This is a genomic window from Bacillus sp. Bvel1 (assembly GCF_014872755.1).
Classification (GTDB): domain Bacteria; phylum Bacillota; class Bacilli; order Bacillales; family Bacillaceae; genus Bacillus; species Bacillus velezensis.
The window spans coordinates 141,668-159,803 of record NZ_JAAOBZ010000007.1; the positions used below are offsets into that span (position 1 = coordinate 141,668).

The following is an 18,136-nucleotide window of genomic DNA, read 5'->3' on the forward strand; positions in this document are numbered from 1 at the left end:
GCTCAATCCTTCTTCATCATTTTTTCAGCTTCTTCTGCGGACTGGGAAAATAGATCTGACAGCTCATCCAGCTCCGCATATGAAATCGTGAACGGCGGGGCGATGATGACGGCGTCTCCTTCTCCGCTGTCAATACCGGGCTTTGCTGGGTAAATAAGCAGGCCCCGTTTTTTTGCCGCTTTAATGATTTTTTCGGTGAAGGCCTGTTTTTTCGAAAAAACGTCCTTCGTCGTTTTATCCTTAACGAATTCAACCCCGATCAGGAGGCCTTTACCGCGGACATCCCCGATCACCCCGCTGCGGTCTTTGATTTCTTCTAATTTCCGCTTCAGCATTACGCCTTTTTCCTCTGACTGCCGAAGCAGCTCGTGTTTCTTGACATAGCGAAGCACTTCAAGCGCCGCCCTGGCACAGTATGGGTTGGCACTGTACGTATGTCCGCTCATAATGACCCCGGAGCCCCGCTTGATCGTTTCAACGATGTCATCAGACGCAACAGCTGCCGCAATCGGAGCGTAACCGGCGCCCAACCCTTTTCCGAGCACCGCGATATCAGGGGCAATCCCCCAATGCTCAGAAGCAAGCATCCGCCCTGTTCTCCCGAGCCCCGTCATGACTTCATCCGCAATAAACAAAATACCGTGCCGGCGGCAGACAACCTCAAGCGCTTCATAATAACCTGCCGGCGGAGTGATGGCCGCCCCGGCTGCTCCGACAATCGGCTCTGCGACAAATCCCGCGATAAATGAGGAACCGATCCGCTGAACAGCCGTTTCCAGTTCAGCCGCCGCAGCTTTCACAAATTCCTCTCCCTGCAGCTCTGAACGATACATATTAGGCGCTGAAACGGCCGGAAACCGTTCAAGCAGCTGGGTGAAGCGGTATCTCCGTTCATAGAACCCTGATAATGAAAGCGCTCCCAAAGTAATGCCGTGGTAACTTCCCCATCTTGATAGAAAGACGGATTTTTGGTATTGCCCTTTTTCCTGCCAATATTGAACGGCCATTTTCATCGCTGTTTCGACTGCCTCTGAGCCGCTGTTTACAAAAAATGACCAATTCAGTCCGCCCGGCAGATGATCGGCCAGAAATAAAGCCAGTTCTTCTGCCGGAGTACTGGTGAATTGCGAGCGATACACAAACGAAACGGAGTCAAGCTGCTCTTTTAAAGCTTGTATAATATCCTCCGTGCCGTGGCCGATATTGCAAGTGACCGCCCCCGATGCTCCGTCCAGATACTTGTTCCCCTCCTGATCATACACATATGATCCCTTACCATGACTGACTGACGGATAATTTGCGTCAAGCTCCGGTTTGATTAAATAGCTCCCCATATCTTTCCACCTCGAAAACCCATTTGCTTCATTGTATGAACAGATGAATAACCGCATTCTTATCCTTCAGAAAGTTTTTTGAAGAAAATACCTTTCTGTAAAACAGGCTGCCGGAGATGTCCCGACAGCCTGAAGAGCGTTCTGGAAATTCTATTCCTATTGTTGATTTTTTCTTTCTTCGGTTCTGCTATTTATCTGCTCATCACATCATTTTTGATCTGAATCTGTATAAGCAGCAGGCGGAAAATTCCCGTCTTCTTTACTGTATGGGAATCAATATTTCACACAAATGATGATTCACCTTTTGTAAAGTATACCTTTCGATAATAGGCTGTTCTCTGATTGATAAATTATTTTTTCCGATCTCAGAAAAAACAGTGTTCCAAAATCCGCTGACTGCCTCTTTTGTATGATCAAGCAAGAAAACGGCGTACTTCCCTCCGGAAAATGTACCGATCCGGGCTGGTTCAGGCACATGGTCTTGATTGATAACAAGACAAACATCATAGCGGCATTTCTCTTTAGGAGTACGATTCGGATGATCTTGCGGAATTCCTAAAATGACAGAATGATCAAGCAGGCCATTCAATTGCGCCCAGTTTTTAAATGACTCCATCAGTTCTTTGTTTTGCTTTCCGCCATACTCTCCGACTTTTCGGAAATAAGCAATTCTGGATTCGGGTAATTCTTCAATCGTTATGTTCACATTTTCCCCCTTCTCCAGAAAGGTAATATGTATTAAAATGTTTTTCAAGCTGATTTTTCAGCATGGAAATAACAAAAAGCCTGCAGAAAGTGATGTTCTCTGCAGGCTGATTTTCATTATAGGATTTTTTCAGTCTAACAAATAAAAGCCGCACCGACGATGATTAATAAAATAAACAATACCACGATCAGCACAAAAGTGCTGGTTCCGCCTCCGCAGCCGCCGTGCCCGTAACCATAGCCAAAACTGCCGCAACCGTAGCCATATCCGTATCCGTACATACGCAAATCATCCTTTCTTCTTACGATATACGGCATTGTATGCGGGCCAACTCCCAATTGGTTTATGCGAATGCCCAACTATGTAAGAAAATAATGAAAAATTGTATGCACGCGCCGAAATCTTTTGAAGCCGAGTTTTTCATAAAAGCGGTTTACACCGTCCATCCCGGACGTCACAAGGTATACGGTTTCCATGCCGTTCAGCTTTGCCGCCGCCATCAGCTCATTCATCAATATCGATCCGTAGCCTTTTCGTTGGAATTGATCCAGAATTGCGACTTCTTCTATTTTTGCGGTTTTATCTGCTTTGTTGATGAAAAGCTCTCCGCAGCCGATCGGAATCGTTTGCGAGGCGTCGCTGTAGCACACGACAAGCATAACCGTTCCCTCCTTATACAAAGGATATTTCCGCTCAAGCTTTTGTTCGGCCGCCGCCTCGCCAATGTAAAGGGCATCATAGATGTTCATAATAGACGACCCATCGGCGAGGCTCTTTTCCGTCCCCCAAGCAGTGAGCGGGTGTCCGGCCTGCAGGTCCCCATTTTCCAGTTTCCTTGCAAAAAACAGCTCATCTTCCACTACGCAGCCCTGCTTTACCAGAGTTTGTTTCAGAAGAAGCGGAAATGCGTGCTCCGGAGACGCTTTCACATGAATATAATTGGCTTGAAGCATGCCCGGAACGGACGAAAGAAACGGCAGCAGTTTGTCTAACGGAAATGTACGGTGCAGCTGAACAAAGTTATGCGAAAAAATCTGCGGCAAAAAAGGGTCCGTATATACACTGAAATGCTCGAACCTCTGAATGCCGGAAGTAAGCTCTATATACTGCTTCTCGGTTTTATCAAATTGATCGGTCATAAAAGCTCTCCTTTTCCTTGCACATCCGACTGCATCTCTCAACCTTTTGTTATATTGAGATTTCTTATAATTTCATCGTACACCGGATAGAACGGCATTCCAATTGGTAATTGTTTAATTTGCTGAAAGGAAATGGGTATCGCCTTCTGATTCGCAAAAAAGCGTTTCGCTACGTCATGACTGATCGGATGGAGAACCCCTCTCAAATAAACATAAAATTTCCGTTCAATGCGAAACAGCATCCTCCCGGGCAAATGTTGAACACAGTCCGATGTCCACCGGCTGATCGGCGGACCGTCCGGAAGCGATTGTATTTCGGCCCGTTCTAAAGCCGGGATGCCATGCCGTTTAAATCGGTAAAAGCGAAATGCGCTATGATCAACCAGCCTTTTCTCCCCGTCTTCTATAAAATAAACATGAAACTGATCCCTGACGAGCTGAAAATTCGGAATACTTGCGGAGTCCTCTTCCTCATATTGAAATAAAAACGGATCCGGAATGACGACGGTCCGGCCTTCGTATAACGTATGCCAGCGCTCGTTTACAGGCTTCCTTTTATTTCGGTCAAGCTGATATACTTTCTGATCCGTCCCCTTTACAAAGGATCCGTCGATCAGGACAGACGGAAGCGATTGATACGTGTTCTGAAATGAGTGGGGTGTTTTATAGGTCGTATCCAACACTTCTTTTATCGGCAGAAATGATGTAAATGTGTTGAGCCTGCTCCAAAAAACAGAGTCTCCGTGATTCCAATGCATAACATCTTCGTCCCAAAAGCTGCCGAACTTCTCTTTCACACGCTCAAGCAATGATCTCCGGTGCATCACTGAACAGTGATCAACGAGAAAAGCGGCCTGATCAAGCACCTCTTCAGCAAAACGATAGAAGTGGAATTGTTCTGTTCCGCGCCCGTTTACATGTATCACCTTCTGGCTGGAATAGACGGCATCAAACTCGCTGCATTGATTAAGCGCTTCCGCCATGCGGCTGAGCCTATTCGGATGAAATACGGTGTCGTCTGTCAAATAAGTGATGTATTCGCCTTCGGCCCGTGAAAGCGCATCATTAATCAAAACGGCATACCGGGTCGACTTCAGCCGTTCGGCCGGATTGATAAAACTGTTGTCATAATATATGCGATGATCTTTTATATACGTACTGATGGCGGCCGAGGTTTCTTCATTTGAATGATCATCCATCACAAACAGCTCCCAATTGCTGTAGGTCTGATGCAAAACACTTTCAATCGCCTGTTTTACAAGATCCGGTTTGTTGTAACTCGTTAAGATAATTGAGACCTTCTTTTCCATCCCATCACCCCTTCTGTAAAACGTAAAAAACGGCTCCGAAAAAGACAGAGCCTGATATCGTTATTAAAAAGCCCCCCAGCTGACGATGCTTGAAATCGCGACGTTTGATCTCGTATTATTGAGCGGATTTTGAAAAACGGCCAAATCTGACAGCACTTCTTTGACAATTACGTTCTGCAGTGTGCTGCCGTTAATCAGATTGACGCGCGATACAGGAACCCCAAGCTCTTTTGCCATTACAAGCTGACGCCGCAAATCTGAATGATCTCCGGACGGCTGATGAGATAACAAAAGAAGAAGAAGCAGTACGAGCTGAAATTCCTCCTCAAAACCCCCGTGTTTTACAGTTTCTCCTGAATCCAAAATATTCCTCTCCTTCATTTTTTAATCTATACAACGTATGTCATACTCTTACAATCCGCATAGGCAAACAAAGCCTGATTCGAAAATTCAGCTGTTTGATTAATTATTGAAAAAAATGCAAGCAAAACGGCATTCGACTTATACCAATCTTTTCAATCAGGAATATGAATAAACGTGAGGTTGAAATTGTAAAGGAGGTGTATGTCCGCATGAGCGAGGATCGTTTGGAGCTTAAAAAGAAGTTATTAAAAACTCTTTTAGCCCCTGTATTTGACAACAGCGCTTTATCTGGCGGCACAGATGGAGGAGATAATGTGGAAAACAAAGTAAAAGATTTATTGGAATCGGCAATTGATGCAAAAGTGGATGAAGCAGCGGCGAAAGACAGTCTCAGCGCACAATCTGTATTGGGAAGCGGTATTTCATTAGCGGCGAGATGGATTTTTGCAAGAATTCAGCCCGGCACTGTCATCAGCATTGTGATGGATTCAGGAGACATGATCGGCCCGGTTCAATTTGTTGCCTTTGACGAAATTCACGGAATCGTTTTTGTTACGCAGGAAAATTCCGTTACACCGACAGGCTCTGCTACAACATTGCTTGACGTCGACAAAGTTGAAAGTGTCACGTTCACTTCGTAACAGCATATGAACGTTTTATATATCCGTTCAGGATATAAAGGCATATACACGTATTTTGACCGCTGGATCGAGGAAGGCTTTTTACAGTCTTCCGTCCGCTTTTTTTCTGTTTCTGAGTTTGAGGAAGATACCATCCGCAGTATACGGGCATTCAAACCAGACATCAGTCTGATGATGACGGGAGACCGTATTCCGTCTGAATGGCTTCAATGGCTGAAGACAGAACAGATTCCCGTTTATCTATGGATGACGGAGGATCCTTTTTATTTCGATGTGAGTATGACAATCGCGCCGCTTGCGGATGCCGTTTTAACGATAGAACAAAACGCGCTTGATGCTTACCGGCAAATGGGCTTACAGCACGTATATTATGTCCCGATCCCCGTTAATCAGCGGCTTTTTAAAAAACAACCTGCTGAAGCCTCTCTTCACACAAATCTGCTTCTGATCGGATACCCGTATCCGAACCGCGTTGAACTGGTGAAAGCAGCGGCGAAGCTTCCGTATACGCTTCGTATTATCGGGAAGGGATGGCGCAGACATCTGCCTAAAAAAATCGCCAGACAGCAAAATGTGCTCGTAATGGATGAATGGATTGAACCCGAACTTGCCGCATTATATTACAACAGCGCAGAGGTGGTCTTAAACCCTCACCGTTCTTATCGGTTTGCGCTCAATCAGAACGGACGCGGCATCGAAAATACCAGTTTAAATACGAGAAGCTTAGACATTGCGGCTTGTCAGGCCTTTCAGCTGACAGACCTTTCTCCCGCGCCCCCGTTTTCATCATTTGTTTCTTACAGCGGGTTTGCGGATTTTGCGGATAAGATCCATTTTTATATGACAAACCCGGGTGAACGTAAACAAATCGCGGCGCTTAATTATCAAGAGACAGTACCGGCGTACACGTATGACCGGCTGCCGGCTGTGCTTACGGCTATCCGTACCAAGACTTTCTCATGAAACGCTCTTCACATCAAAAAGCAGCTTGGATAAGCTGCTTTTTTCATGTTTATTTTCCGCTTCTGTCGGTCATTTTTCTCGGGTCAACCTGTTTATTGACCTGCGGATGAAAGCCGATTTTATCAGCGATTCTTTCCCATGGCACCATTTTAAAATTTTGATTGGCCTTTTGGCCGTGATCTATATTCTCTCCGTCCTGTGCGACAAAAAGGCCGAACGGATACTCAGGCCCCAGCCCGAAACCCAGAACGTCAATTCCGTCTGTATCGCTTGTGCCGTCTGTTTCAGGCCCGTCTGTTATCTGAAAGTCCGCAACATATTTGTTCTGTCCCTGTCTTTCATAAATCGCATAGCTGCTGTTACCCTGGCTTGAGGCAAGCAGATAACCTTTCCCGTCAGCAGCGTAGTAAATCGTCAGTCCTTCAATATCAGGGGTTAAATGCCTGCCATCGGCACGATCGATAACCGTTCCGTTACTGCCGCCGTCCGGCTCAGCGCTGAACTTCCAGATGGCCTCATCTTCTTCTGCGATATAAAGACTGCCGTATTCATCGTCTGCTGCCATCCCTTCTGTCTGAGAATTCATTTTAAACGCCCTTACCTTTTTGCCGGATATGTATCCATTTTTATCCGCATTTAATTCGTATTGTTCAAATTCGCCTTCTTTTCCTGTCACCATCGCGTAATATTTTCCTGTTTTTTGACTGTGGTACAAGCTGAAACCGTATACTTCATCAATTGCTGATGCAATCGGGCGGTCTGGATCCGTAATGCTTTGTAATGTGCCGTTTTTCCCGTCAATGGCGTAAATCTCAATGGTATTCTTTCCTTCAGACCGATTGGATGCCGCCGCAATATCGACTTTTTTTCCGTTCAACGGAAAATCATAACGGATATCAACATTGTTCAGCTTCCCGGTATGATAGGAATGAAGCATCTTTCCCTCTAGGCTGTACACGACTAAGCCTGATTTTTTATTGGTTGTGATCAATTTGCTGTTCTGAGGATTCTTGGGGTCCAACCAAATCGCAGGATCATCAGCTGCATCACCGGCTGTATCAACCGGCTCCGTTTCCGCCGCCGCATTCACGGTAAAATGATAAGGATCAGACAGCTTATGTTTGGCCTGGGAAGAAACCGCACCGCATGTGAGCATCAATCCGGCTGCCGCGGTTAACAAAAGTGTTTTTGAATGATTCATTTTCCATCCTCCTTTTATGAACGTGCACTTTAATTGTAAAATACATACAGGAAGTTCAGTGTTAAGTTTTTGTGAAGATTGTCCTCATGTGAGGATTTATGACGAGAAAAAATTGACGGGAGCAAATATTTAAAATGAATATTTAGTACAATGTTTTATTTGTAATTTCTATTCTATTAATCGGGTAACGCGATATGAAAGCGCATCAGATTAATGTTTTTCTCTAATTTTTGATTTATTGGTTTCTTTCATTAACTCGCTGAAATTGTTCAACATATGATGCATGGTAGAGAAACGAGAGTTGGAGGATAAGCCATGCCTAAACAGCAAGCAGTAGAGCTACAACCGTTTTTTCACGATAAAACTGTTCTCGTCACAGGCGGAACAGGATCAATCGGAAGCCAAATAGTAAAACGCCTTTTGCTCTTAACCCCTAAAGAAGTCATTGTGTTCAGCAAAGATGACAGTAAACAATATGTGATGAAGCAAAAATACGCGGATGAACAAAGACTGTCGTTTGTGCTCGGCGATGTTCGTGACTACAGAAGAGTCAACCAAGTGATGAAAGGTGTTGATATTGTCTTTCACACAGCTGCGCTGAAGCAGGTTCCGACATGTGAGGATAATCCCTTTGAAGCCATTCAAACCAACCTTATCGGCGGACAAAATGTCGCAGAAGCCGCTTTGCTGCAAGAAGTGACGCATGTGATTAATATCAGTACTGATAAAGCCGTTTATTAAGATACTTACCACAAACAAATCAAAAAAAGAAGCTTACTCTGCACTCCTTTCCAAAGCAGCCTCCAATAAATGCTGAGCAAATTGTTTATAAAATTCATCTAAGTCATTACTCGCTTCATCCTGATCTATATAGCGGATACTGTAATTATCTTTATGGACAACCTTTATTGTTTTTTTCTTTAATTCCTCATAACGTTGGTAAGGTTCCAAAACTACACCCCCGCTTTCACAGGAGTATTATATGTATGTAATGGTTCGTCTCTTGACTGTTCTTTCTTTATCAAAGCCTCGCAAGCTTGTTCAAATGTATGATCCAGCGTTCAGTACCGATCTCTTCGCATATGAATATGGGAATGCTGGCTTTATTCAAGGTGCCCAGTAATTCAAAATGTGTTCTTGACATATGCCTTCTCTGCACCTGAGTCAACAATTGTCAAATAAATCCCGGGGCAGGAATAAGCCACCGCGAATGAAGAATGACGTGAGGTTTGAAGACATTATTTCGGTTCAATATGCCGCTTCAGTTTTGCAGCGGTTTTCTGGGAATCAAAGAATAAATACTAAATACTTTCAAACTTTGAGATATTTGTTTTTGGCGGTGAAGATTCATTGAATCTTTTATACCAAATACGAATTTTTTGTCCTTTGCTCAAGTCATCTTTATTGTTAAGTTGACTAAGTCCCAGTAAAACTATATCCGATCTATACTTTTTAATAATCTCTTTTTCACTAAGATTTTCATAGTCTTTAACATTAGCTTTTTCATTATGTATGAAAATTGCTTGATTCTCTCCTTTTAAAATGACATAGCCGACCATGGTTTGCTCAGCCTCCATAAAATGTTTGCTTTGGGTTTTGACACCCTAATGTTATACTTAACAAAATTAACAGCATTATACATACTCTATACAAGTTCAAACCGCCCTTCTTGCATATTTGTGACAAGAGTAAAACACTGTTTTAGGAAATGACAGACTAGAACGCCTCATTTTAAGGATTTTAACAATATGGAACACGGCGAGGTCTTCACCATCATAGAACCGCACAGTTGCATCATGAAATATTCAATTGGCTGATCAACCACAACACCTTCTTTAAGCGAGCTAATGTGGAATACGTGTAAGGAGGCGGTTTATTTGAAAAACGATCAGAAAATAACACTTGACTCTTCTTTTGCATTATCCACTCTTATTGTCTTACTTATTGCATTGTACCCGTCCTATTCTTCTTGGTTTGTCTCAATATTCTTTTTAGGATTTGCACTAATATACACATTTGAAAAAAAGAGCAAATCTTCAAAACTAATTGCTGTTATCTCTTATCCATTATTTATTGTTGCGTTTGTTTACAGCATAATAAACAGCATGTAATAATCCCCCGCCTAAGGCAGGGTTATTTTTTATCACATTGCAGCAACTTTTGGGCCGCCTTTGTCTGTGATGATAAAGCTGTCACTCCCGATTTTTTCTTTTGATCCTTATCTTCATAAATCGTTACAAGGTGTTTTGTCATAAGAGCCGTCCCTGCCATTTTACATTCCTGCTTATCCTAAAAGTAAACAATTTTATATTCACCTAGAATGATCATTATTAGCTAATCCGGCTAATCAGATGACCAGCCCCCTGTAGGCAAATTAAAAGCAAATCCTAATGTTTAAACGACAGCAGCAGTTGAGTATTTGTCAAAGTTGATCGTAGACGTTGCATTCAGTATCATTCCAAGTCTGAGTTATCTCTTTTCGCCTTAACTCCTGCCCCAAAATCATAAAGCAAACCACTCCAGTAAAATTCCAACAATTCCAATCTTGCCAATGGTGTTTCTTAAACCTAATTCCCCCTCTGAGTGTTTTATGATATTACACTCCTGAAAATATTTGTTTTTGTTAAACCTACAGTTTTATTGAATCTTCTCCACGGCATAAAATGGGCATCCCCAATGAGACTTTCGGTTCTTTTTTAAGAAAATTGTGTCTCGTATAATAACAAAAGTATGTTTTTAAAATTCTTGTTCCTTCTTTTATAACTGAAATTTTTTAGGTAATATATTGATTTTATTACAAATATACATTATATTTGTAAATATATTAAACTAATGGTTATTTAAGGATGGTGAAGAAATGAAGAAAAAACTTATTTCATTTATCATGGTGTTCACGTTGGCTGTGCTGGCTATATCAGTTGTTTCTCCTGGCTATGCAAGTGCAGCAGAAAGTAAAAAAGCACCTGTAGTTCAAAATAGCGTACAGGCTCCTTTAGCTTCAAATTCTGAAGTACATACACAGGGCATTCCTTTCGCTAAACAAATATTAGTAAAAGCACTTAGGGTTGGTGGCCCCGCTTTAGGAAACCTTATTAAAAAGATCCCATATAAATGGGCACAAAAAGCTGGTGATGCTTGTTCTAAGTGGGGACACAAAGCGGCGGACGTTATAGATGAACTTACAAATTTCGGAGAAACAGCTGTTACTGTGGCCTTAGTGAAAGCCGGAATTCCATTAGCTGATGCACAGTTAATTGCGAAGGTTGTTGTGTTCTTTTTGGTATAACTATACATTAAAAACAAGAGAGTGAGGCTTACAACCTTCACTCTTTTGTTTTAATTAGGTAAGGAGAGATCACCATGAATCTGCTTGTTATGACGTTATCAATTTATCTTTTATCTCTCATCGTCTTTTTTATTTTTATGTACAGAGGAGAAAAGAAAGAAGCTGCAGAAAAAAACACAAATGAAAAATTTTTATTATCTACAGTAATAGGAGCTTTGGTTTTATCACTCATTCCTACTGCAATCATAATGGTGATAATCTTATTTGCAACAGGATCAGCAAATGTGCTTGTAAAATTCTTTGAATTAGAAATAGAATTTAAACAGATTGTTATAACAAGTGTGTGTATGGTTGTTTATTCTTTTACTTTTGATAATATTTTTGTGGCTGTTGGAAGGCATCTCATTGGGGATAACTTCTTCAAGTTTATATTTGCCTCGTTGTTTAGGTTTTTATTTATTTATATAGTGGGTATCTTATGTTCCATTGGGAACAGCGACAATTTTAAATTATCATTAGGATTAACTTTATTTTTTCTTTTGTTAGAATGTATTTTCCCTAAAAAGTCTGACCGTGCCCAGAATTTAAAATCTTAAGGACGGGCATTTGGTGAGAACATTAATTCATATAAAAAAGGAATAATGTTCAAAAAGATAAAGCAGGCTTAATGTCTGCTTTATTTAATTAAAATCCCTCTTCATACAGTGCTTTCTCTAAGCAATTCGGCTCCTAAAGCTACACTGAACCTTCCAGCTTTATACTCGTTTACAACAATAAAGTAACAAGCAAGTTGAGAAATCTCGAATCTCGAATCTTGATATGCTCAATGGTACTGTTGTTTTTGCTTCCTGACTTTGAGACTGTAATGGGACGCTTTATGTCTAAAAAATCTGCCTATAATATCGTTTACTGTGTAGTCGATATAATTTATATTAATTGGCATTCAATTGCTAATAACCCGCTCACTGAACGGAAAAGCATGCTTTTAGACATTAACCTTGACCATAACAATGTATTTGTTATTGAAGGTCTGCAGGGAAACGGATTAGCTTACTTTAATCTGCCAATGAAAAGCATCTTGAAGGAATCGTCGTATTAATAAAGCTAACTCTCCATATGGGATTAATAAACATTCTTATAGCTGGCTGAAAGTGATTATAGATTTAAGACTACATGGTAAACTCCGCATACCTTCCTTTGAATCTTGGAGAGTATAATCTCTCTATTACATAACTCCTTAATGCTTAGCAAAACAGACTGAAAATTCAGTACATAATACAATAAGTTATCCAAATCGTTTAGCTGTAATTCACCAAAATGCTCTTCATATTTTGTGACAGATTCATTCCAGTTTGAATAAACCCATTGACCTCCTGAAATTAAATGTTATTATTTACTTTAACTTACAAATAAAGGAGTGTTTAATTTGAAAAAGTTGTTTAGTTTTATTGTTTGCACCATGGTGGCCATTCTTTCTCTGAGCATTACCACTGCCGCATCTGCTGAGACCGACAATTCTAGGTTTTCAACTAAGCTTACTAACTCTGTCGAAAGTGAATTTAAAGCTTTTGGTCTTAACCCTCCTAATTCAAATAGCGTTGTAAATCTTACGAAAAACAAATTGACATTCGCTGGACAAGCAACTGGCAATACGTTATATTCAAACAGTTATTTTCAAGGCAAATCTTCGATAAGCTATTCAATTACAAATAATATTGGAACTAAACTAACTGTGAAAGTTTGGAATGATTCCGACTGGATTTTTGCTACTGAAACACTAACTGTAAATGCTAACGGTACAGCTACAGGAACAATAAAAAATCTAGATGCCAATGCGCTTTACTATCTATCTTTCTCTGCTCCGAGCGACTTTTCTGGCTATGTTCAATAATACGTAATCTAGCAGCTCCATTCGTGGGGCTTTTTTGTATTCGTTAAAAACTATCGTAAGAGAGAATTGGATTAATTGTAGAAATTTTGATATATTAGTAATACAATCGAATATTCAAGGCTGCTCCTACACAAAAAACAAGCCAGTGATAAAATCCTTCTTCTTATTATTTTTTATCTTAGTGTTAAATTTTTTCACAGGGGCTGATTTTATGTTTCTAATAAACAATTCTTTTGACTTTATGAGCAACGTAACAACACTAGTTGATTTTGTTGGCATTGTAGGTGCGATAGGCTCTGCCTTGAGTATTTGAATAAAAACTATCTTTTATCTAGACTTGTCCAGCTCTCTCCAACATTTCAAAGAGATTGTGCCTGCCTCAATTAGTTTGGCATTGTAGTCTTCAACCTCTTTCTTTGCGCTGGCCAATTTATCAAAAGCTACTCGCCAACACCATTATGAATTTTGATAAAAGATTTAATCCTCAAGCCATCAAAACAAACATCTAAAATTAGTCTATTGCCTGAAGTGCCATCAATTTTGCTAAACGCAGCTTCTTTATTGTACCAGCATAAAGCACCTCTTCAATGGATTCATTGGTAAAGTACTCAGTTTCCTTGGTTGCTACATAGGTTTTCATTTCTTCCTCTTACTACGTTTAAAATCACGATTTCATCTTCGGTCCTAGTGATCTTAAGTCCTTTCTCTATATATACGCAGAGTGTATTTGAGTTCGCACAGTATTTAGTGAATTGTATTTGATATCAATAACTTCAATATTAATTGACTCTGTTCTTATAAATATATTTAATAGCCTATCAATTTCAACCCATTCACCATTGCAATATTCATCTTGGAATAGCGTTATTTTAATCATTGTCTAACCCTTCCTTTAATGAACTGCTTTCGTCTAACTTTCGGAAAACATATTAATCTGCTAACAAATAGCTCATCGACTTTATCATTGTATTCACCATATTCACCAGAGTCCCATTCAACACCTACAGAACCTCGATTTGTCGTCCACAATATAATTCCCATTTCTCCATTCTCAAAGACCTTACTTGCTCCCCTTTTTGACAATCGAGTATATTTCAACCTCTTTCTTAAAATAATCACATTTTAAGTTAACTTTAAACTGCATTATGTTGAGAATTTCACCTTTAATTGGTAAGCTGACATCTAAGTCATACTTATACAAAGCAGGTGATATATTGAACAAAATAATCGGAATGACCGGATTAATTATCTCCTTACTTGTGCAAGGGTTTTCAGCAAGTGATTCATTGACTCATAAGATCGCCATGGCTTGTCTATTTTTGTTCTTATTGGTTTATAATTTTAACCATACTAAGGAGTTCTCTAAAAAGTCTCTGGCGATTATAGGCGCTTCCTTTATTGTGCTGATGCTTGGGATTTATCAATTGCTCTCTTTTACTGGTGATTACTTTGAAAGTCGCGGTTTAAATTTTGGAATTATCCTCTTACTTGAGATTGCTTTAGTTATTGGATTAGTGACTGCTGCGCTGAGTTTAATTAAGCATATTGCAGACCGCTTAAGGAAAACACCTGATGGTAAAGAGCGTTGACTCTTTGCCTTTTTTTAGCTAACCATTTCTTTTTATGCCGTCTTTCTTGTACAAAATCAAACGCAATATCGACTTTTGCCGGCTCTGTTCTGTCAATGATGAATTGATTTCAGAATGATTCTTAATTCCTCATCATTCATTGGACTCCGCCTTAATGGACTCTTCTTCATTTTTCACCAGAATTTTTTCAAAAGATCCAGTCGCATTTCTTTCTTTGATAAGAGCTCTACATTTCTAATAGCAAGATTGAATATTGTTTGTTAATACACTCGGCCCCAACTTTTGCGTCTTAGAATTTGAAAGGCGTACTTGCACTTTAACATTTATCATTTCAGCCGATATGAAATCAATCCTTCCAGCCCAATTAGGGCTCTCTTTCTCGGGAGTCGGATATAGTTTAAAACGCCAACTGATCTCCCCTGTTTTGGAGGCAAATCCTTCATAACCGTCGTAGCTTCCATAAGAAGATGGCTGAGGAAGGTGGACAGCAAGAATACTCATATTCGTTCTCGCAGCACTTGGCGGGTATAACTGCACTTTATAGATTAGTGCCGCACCCTTCGCATTTTTCAATTTTTGATTCACCGGTTCGAGTACTGCACTACAAGGCATTGGACTTGCTTTCATTTGAGTTGGAGAGACAATAACAGCAGCCAATAAAGGTATAACCAAAATAAATCGTTTCATCTAAATTCCCTCACATTTTTTTGTTAATTTCCCTTACTCCCGCCTTGAATATTCATTACTTTTGAATGGTTAGCTTCATTAAAAAAAAGGTGAAAAAGGCAGTACTGAAGCAACTAGCGCTGCCGGTAAAGATGGAAAATCAGCATATGAATTAGCCGTTCAACAAGGCTTCTCCGGAACATTAGATGAGTGGCTTGCCTCACTGAAAGCAACAGGAAATTGATCATATCCCCTTCTCGAACGAGGGGGCTTCTATCGCATTCCACACCAAATTGAGAAATTAAGAAAAAACACTCTTCCTAATATATTACATTATGATAAAATATTACATAATCAGTCGAAATACTAGGAGGGTGATTTTTTTGGAGCAATTGATCTCTTCTTCAAAGGTTGGCTTAAAAATCAATGAATGGTACAAATACATAAGATTATTCAGTGTTGCAGATGCAGAAATTCTAAAGGGTGAAGTTGAACAAGAAATAGAGCATATGGAAGAAGATCAAGATTTATTGTTGTACTATTCGCTCATGTGTTTTCGACATCAATTAATGCTTGATTATCTTGAACCAAAAACCATGAATGAAGAACGACCTAAAATTTCAGACTTATCAGAAGAGATCGAAAGTAAACAAAGCGATCTAAAAGGAATTCTTGAATATTATTTTAACTTTTTTCATGGGATGTATGAATTTGAACAATACGAATATCTTAAAGCAATAAGTTTTTACAACCGAGCTGAAAAGAAGATATCTATTGTCCCCGATGAAATAGAGCGAGCTGAATTTCACTACAAAGTTGCTGAAGTGTACTATCACATGAAGCAAACCCACATGTCTATGCATCATATTGTTCAAGCAATAGAAACCTACAAAGCACACGAGACATACTCAATAAGAGTAATCCAATGTTCATTCGTCATCGGTCTGAATTATTTAGACATGGAGTATCCAGAAAAAGCAATACCGCATTTCATGAATGCATTAAAACAAGCACAAGAAATTGATATGCCGCGGTTAATAGGTTCTTCTTTGTACAATCTCGGTTTATGCTCATTTACAACAGGACATATGGAGAAGGCATTGGAGTATTTTAAAGAAGGCGTCTCAATTTATCAAAGTAATTCTCTTCACAATTCTAGCCGACTGCTTGACATACTTCTAATGTTGGCAAAAACGCACTTTAAATTATTCAACACGGTTGATGGAAAACAGGTTTGTGAACAAGGTCTTATGCTTTCAAAGGAGTTGAACGATGACGTATTAGGAAAAATGTTTGATTTTCTTATGGGTTTATTCGTTGAGAATGACAAAGAACGACTTTTTAAAATCTTAGATTACTTAGAATCAAAAGCTATGCTTTCAGATGTGGAAGACCTAGCGACTGATGCAGCAATGTATTATAATGTAAATGAAGACCATAAAGTAGCTACAGCCTTTTATGAGAAAGTGCTTTATGCCCGAAAACAAATTCAGAGAGGGGATTGTCTTTATGAAATTTAAATTTGCATCGGCTTTTATCTTTTTAGTTATTTTACTTGGGCTTGTTGGACATTATCTTCTTGACGGCCACAAAGTTTTTAAAGAAGCCCGAAGAGGCCACACAGCCAGTATCCATATCGCGCTTGATCACCATAATGACTTCTCAGCGGAACGCCGAGGGCAAACCGCATAAATGTTTTGGCACTCCCGCATAGGGGGTGTTTTTTTATGATCTGTGTTCACCTGTAAAGCTCTATGCAATGCTGTCCTTCATAGTAAAACAGGTAAGCCTTATTCATAGCTGCAACCAAAAAAAGCACAAATAAATAGTATTGCTCCTCTAAACTTGTGTGGCAATCATACAAAAACACAAAAGGAACAGACCTAAACAGTAATGGAGAAGCACTTGTCACATCTGGATATTGACCGCTCATCAAAAACTGTCTGCTCCTAATCATTTACTTTGCAGATTTATTCTGCAAGTGTGTTTTTTTTATATAAAAGATAAGGAGCGTTATATGAAAAAGTCTTATGTTTTATATGGGATTTCAGGAGTTCTAATTGGTGCAATAGTTATATTGTTGATCAATGCATTCTTTATAAATAAAGGTGAACACTCTGTAAGTACTTCTAAAATAAATCCAACCGAGGATAAAATCTTTTTTATCTATTCAAATCCACTCATCAAGAAAAGCGTACTCATATCCACATCACAAGGAGAAAAATTCAATAAACGATACTTTAAGGTACCGGATATACCATATATCCAGAAAAAAACCCCCTCTTCAGACGATATCGTCTTGTTAGCTGAACATGAACCATATTATTACACATTAAAAAACAACACTATTAAAGAACATAAATTATCCAATCCATTTGCTTTTTGGTATCAAGGAGAAGATATTTCTGTAAAAGCCTATAATGTCGATACCAATGGAAATGAACTGAAAGTAAATGATAAAAAGTTCAATAAAAAATATAGCCTGACTTTGCCTATCCTCGTAACCATGGGAGGAAGCGATAATAGGTATATTTACGTCATTCAAGGAATGTCTATGTACGTCATTGATAGAAACACAGAAGGGATTATTAAAACGATTGGATTAGCTTCCTATGGAGATGTATTTGATCACTCTGAAAAATATGTTGTAGCTAGCTCAGAACATGAACTAACTGTAATCGAAAAAGGATCATGGAAATCAAAATTCATAAAATATCCTGATGATCTCGAACAAGCGGACGCTGTGTATTACGACAAAAAAAGCGGTAAATTTTACGTTACATAAATTAATAAATCCGTATACGCCTGCTTACTTGAGTACGATAAAGATTTTTCTTTTGAAAAATTCGATTTAAAATTTCCGTATATGAATGCAAAGTTTAAAGATCAAAAACTTTATGTAATTTCACAAGAGGAAAACAAAAAAGGGATTGGTGGCTATATGGGGATTTTTGATATCCGTACTAAAAAGAAACTTAATGAATTTGATTTGCCTGAAGAAGAAACAAAAGTGCAGGACTTTATGGTTTTAGATTAAACATAAAGAA

The 18,136-nt window shown here is 39.5% G+C and carries 21 protein-coding genes and 3 pseudogenes; 12 read left to right on the forward strand and 12 right to left on the reverse strand.

Annotation, left to right across the window (positions count from 1 at the left end):
* Nucleotides 1-2: 2 nt before the first annotated feature.
* The 6 genes from HAP68_RS09840 to cgeC form a co-directional block, all read right to left on the reverse strand.
* A complete protein-coding gene (locus tag HAP68_RS09840; protein ID WP_024085487.1) occupies nt 3-1,334 on the reverse strand; it encodes an aspartate aminotransferase family protein in 1,332 nt (443 codons plus the stop codon).
* 259 nt (nt 1,335-1,593) lie between these two features.
* Nucleotides 1,594-2,040 (reverse strand): AraC family transcriptional regulator, encoded by a 447-nt coding sequence (locus HAP68_RS09845; protein ID WP_024085488.1) that lies wholly within the window; start codon nt 2,038-2,040, stop codon nt 1,594-1,596.
* 134 nt (nt 2,041-2,174) lie between these two features.
* Complete coding sequence (locus HAP68_RS09850) at nt 2,175-2,321, reverse strand: YjcZ family sporulation protein (RefSeq protein ID WP_014418145.1); 147 nt, start codon at nt 2,319-2,321, stop codon at nt 2,175-2,177.
* Nucleotides 2,322-2,399: 78 nt separating this feature from the next.
* The gene (locus tag HAP68_RS09855) at nt 2,400-3,179 is read right to left on the reverse strand and encodes a GNAT family N-acetyltransferase (protein WP_014305227.1); all 780 of its coding nucleotides are present in this window, start codon (nt 3,177-3,179) and stop codon (nt 2,400-2,402) included.
* A 38-nt stretch (nt 3,180-3,217) separates the two neighbouring features.
* Nucleotides 3,218-4,489: a glycosyltransferase family 2 protein gene (locus HAP68_RS09860; protein ID WP_024085490.1), complete on the reverse strand. Its 1,272-nt coding sequence runs from the start codon at nt 4,487-4,489 to the stop codon at nt 3,218-3,220.
* 63 nt (nt 4,490-4,552) lie between these two features.
* Nucleotides 4,553-4,852, reverse strand: a complete 300-nt coding sequence (cgeC, locus tag HAP68_RS09865) for a spore maturation protein CgeC (RefSeq protein WP_003153667.1) — start codon at nt 4,850-4,852, stop codon at nt 4,553-4,555.
* 209 nt (nt 4,853-5,061) lie between these two features.
* On the opposite strand from cgeC, the gene HAP68_RS09870 reads away from it, so the two are divergent.
* Together HAP68_RS09870 and HAP68_RS09875 are read left to right on the forward strand one after the other, a co-directional pair.
* The gene (locus tag HAP68_RS09870; RefSeq protein WP_024085491.1) at nt 5,062-5,493 is read left to right on the forward strand and encodes a hypothetical protein; all 432 of its coding nucleotides are present in this window, start codon (nt 5,062-5,064) and stop codon (nt 5,491-5,493) included.
* Between the two features lie 6 nt (nt 5,494-5,499).
* A complete protein-coding gene (locus HAP68_RS09875) occupies nt 5,500-6,456 on the forward strand; it encodes a CgeB family protein (protein ID WP_024085492.1) in 957 nt (318 codons plus the stop codon).
* A gap of 49 nt (nt 6,457-6,505) precedes the next feature.
* On the opposite strand, the gene phyC is transcribed toward HAP68_RS09875, so the two are convergent.
* Complete coding sequence (gene phyC, locus HAP68_RS09880; protein ID WP_024085493.1) at nt 6,506-7,657, reverse strand: 3-phytase; 1,152 nt, start codon at nt 7,655-7,657, stop codon at nt 6,506-6,508.
* Nucleotides 7,658-7,972: 315 nt separating this feature from the next.
* On the opposite strand from phyC, the gene HAP68_RS09885 reads away from it, so the two are divergent.
* Nucleotides 7,973-8,398, forward strand: a complete 426-nt coding sequence (locus HAP68_RS09885) for an SDR family NAD(P)-dependent oxidoreductase (protein ID WP_003153663.1) — start codon at nt 7,973-7,975, stop codon at nt 8,396-8,398.
* A gap of 33 nt (nt 8,399-8,431) precedes the next feature.
* On the opposite strand, the gene sprB is transcribed toward HAP68_RS09885, so the two are convergent.
* The 3 genes and pseudogenes from sprB to HAP68_RS09900 form a co-directional block, all read right to left on the reverse strand.
* Nucleotides 8,432-8,608 (reverse strand): recombination directionality factor SprB, encoded by a 177-nt coding sequence (gene sprB, locus HAP68_RS09890; RefSeq protein WP_007612049.1) that lies wholly within the window; start codon nt 8,606-8,608, stop codon nt 8,432-8,434.
* Nucleotides 8,609-8,610: 2 nt separating this feature from the next.
* A pseudogene (locus HAP68_RS09895) lies at nt 8,611-8,768 on the reverse strand (hypothetical protein); the annotation flags it as partial.
* A gap of 190 nt (nt 8,769-8,958) precedes the next feature.
* On the reverse strand, nt 8,959-9,216 hold the full coding sequence (locus tag HAP68_RS09900) for a DUF3221 domain-containing protein (RefSeq protein WP_231104036.1): 258 nt from the start codon (nt 9,214-9,216) through the stop codon (nt 8,959-8,961).
* Between the two features lie 318 nt (nt 9,217-9,534).
* Here HAP68_RS09900 and HAP68_RS19415 point away from each other — a divergent pair, with 318 nt between their 5' ends.
* The 5 genes and pseudogenes from HAP68_RS19415 to HAP68_RS09915 all read left to right on the forward strand — a co-directional run bounded on the left by HAP68_RS19415 (nt 9,535) and on the right by HAP68_RS09915 (nt 12,834).
* Nucleotides 9,535-9,768 (forward strand): hypothetical protein, encoded by a 234-nt coding sequence (locus tag HAP68_RS19415; RefSeq protein WP_024085496.1) that lies wholly within the window; start codon nt 9,535-9,537, stop codon nt 9,766-9,768.
* A 746-nt stretch (nt 9,769-10,514) separates the two neighbouring features.
* Nucleotides 10,515-10,943: a hypothetical protein gene (locus tag HAP68_RS09905; RefSeq protein WP_024085498.1), complete on the forward strand. Its 429-nt coding sequence runs from the start codon at nt 10,515-10,517 to the stop codon at nt 10,941-10,943.
* A gap of 74 nt (nt 10,944-11,017) precedes the next feature.
* Nucleotides 11,018-11,539 (forward strand): hypothetical protein, encoded by a 522-nt coding sequence (locus HAP68_RS09910; RefSeq protein WP_024085499.1) that lies wholly within the window; start codon nt 11,018-11,020, stop codon nt 11,537-11,539.
* 248 nt (nt 11,540-11,787) lie between these two features.
* Nucleotides 11,788-12,100, forward strand: a pseudogene (locus HAP68_RS19545) (ATP-dependent DNA ligase); the annotation flags it as partial.
* 269 nt (nt 12,101-12,369) lie between these two features.
* Nucleotides 12,370-12,834 carry a hypothetical protein gene (locus HAP68_RS09915; protein ID WP_024085500.1) on the forward strand — a complete coding sequence of 155 codons (465 nt, stop codon included), beginning with the start codon at nt 12,370-12,372 and terminating at the stop codon, nt 12,832-12,834.
* Between the two features lie 511 nt (nt 12,835-13,345).
* Here HAP68_RS09915 and HAP68_RS19640 read toward each other — a convergent pair.
* Nucleotides 13,346-13,474, reverse strand: a complete 129-nt coding sequence (locus HAP68_RS19640; protein ID WP_024085501.1) for a hypothetical protein — start codon at nt 13,472-13,474, stop codon at nt 13,346-13,348.
* Nucleotides 13,475-14,048: 574 nt separating this feature from the next.
* Between HAP68_RS19640 and HAP68_RS09920 the strand changes: the two genes are divergently transcribed.
* The gene (locus tag HAP68_RS09920; protein WP_024085504.1) at nt 14,049-14,423 is read left to right on the forward strand and encodes a YoqO family protein; all 375 of its coding nucleotides are present in this window, start codon (nt 14,049-14,051) and stop codon (nt 14,421-14,423) included.
* A 234-nt stretch (nt 14,424-14,657) separates the two neighbouring features.
* Here HAP68_RS09920 and HAP68_RS09925 read toward each other — a convergent pair whose 3' ends face one another.
* Entirely contained in the window at nt 14,658-15,110 is a 453-nt protein-coding gene (locus HAP68_RS09925; protein WP_024085505.1) for a YoqH family protein, read from the reverse strand.
* Nucleotides 15,111-15,472: 362 nt separating this feature from the next.
* Between HAP68_RS09925 and HAP68_RS09930 the strand changes: the two genes are divergently transcribed.
* The 3 genes and pseudogenes from HAP68_RS09930 (at nt 15,473) to HAP68_RS09940 (ending at nt 18,126) form a co-directional block, all read left to right on the forward strand.
* A complete protein-coding gene (locus HAP68_RS09930; RefSeq protein ID WP_003153656.1) occupies nt 15,473-16,609 on the forward strand; it encodes a Rap family tetratricopeptide repeat protein in 1,137 nt (378 codons plus the stop codon).
* On the forward strand, nt 16,599-16,781 hold the full coding sequence (locus tag HAP68_RS09935) for a hypothetical protein (protein WP_003153655.1): 183 nt from the start codon (nt 16,599-16,601) through the stop codon (nt 16,779-16,781). The genes HAP68_RS09930 and HAP68_RS09935 overlap by 11 nt, the downstream gene beginning before the upstream one ends.
* A 325-nt stretch (nt 16,782-17,106) precedes the next feature.
* Nucleotides 17,107-18,126: pseudogene (locus HAP68_RS09940) on the forward strand (hypothetical protein).
* Nucleotides 18,127-18,136: the final 10 nt, after the last annotated feature.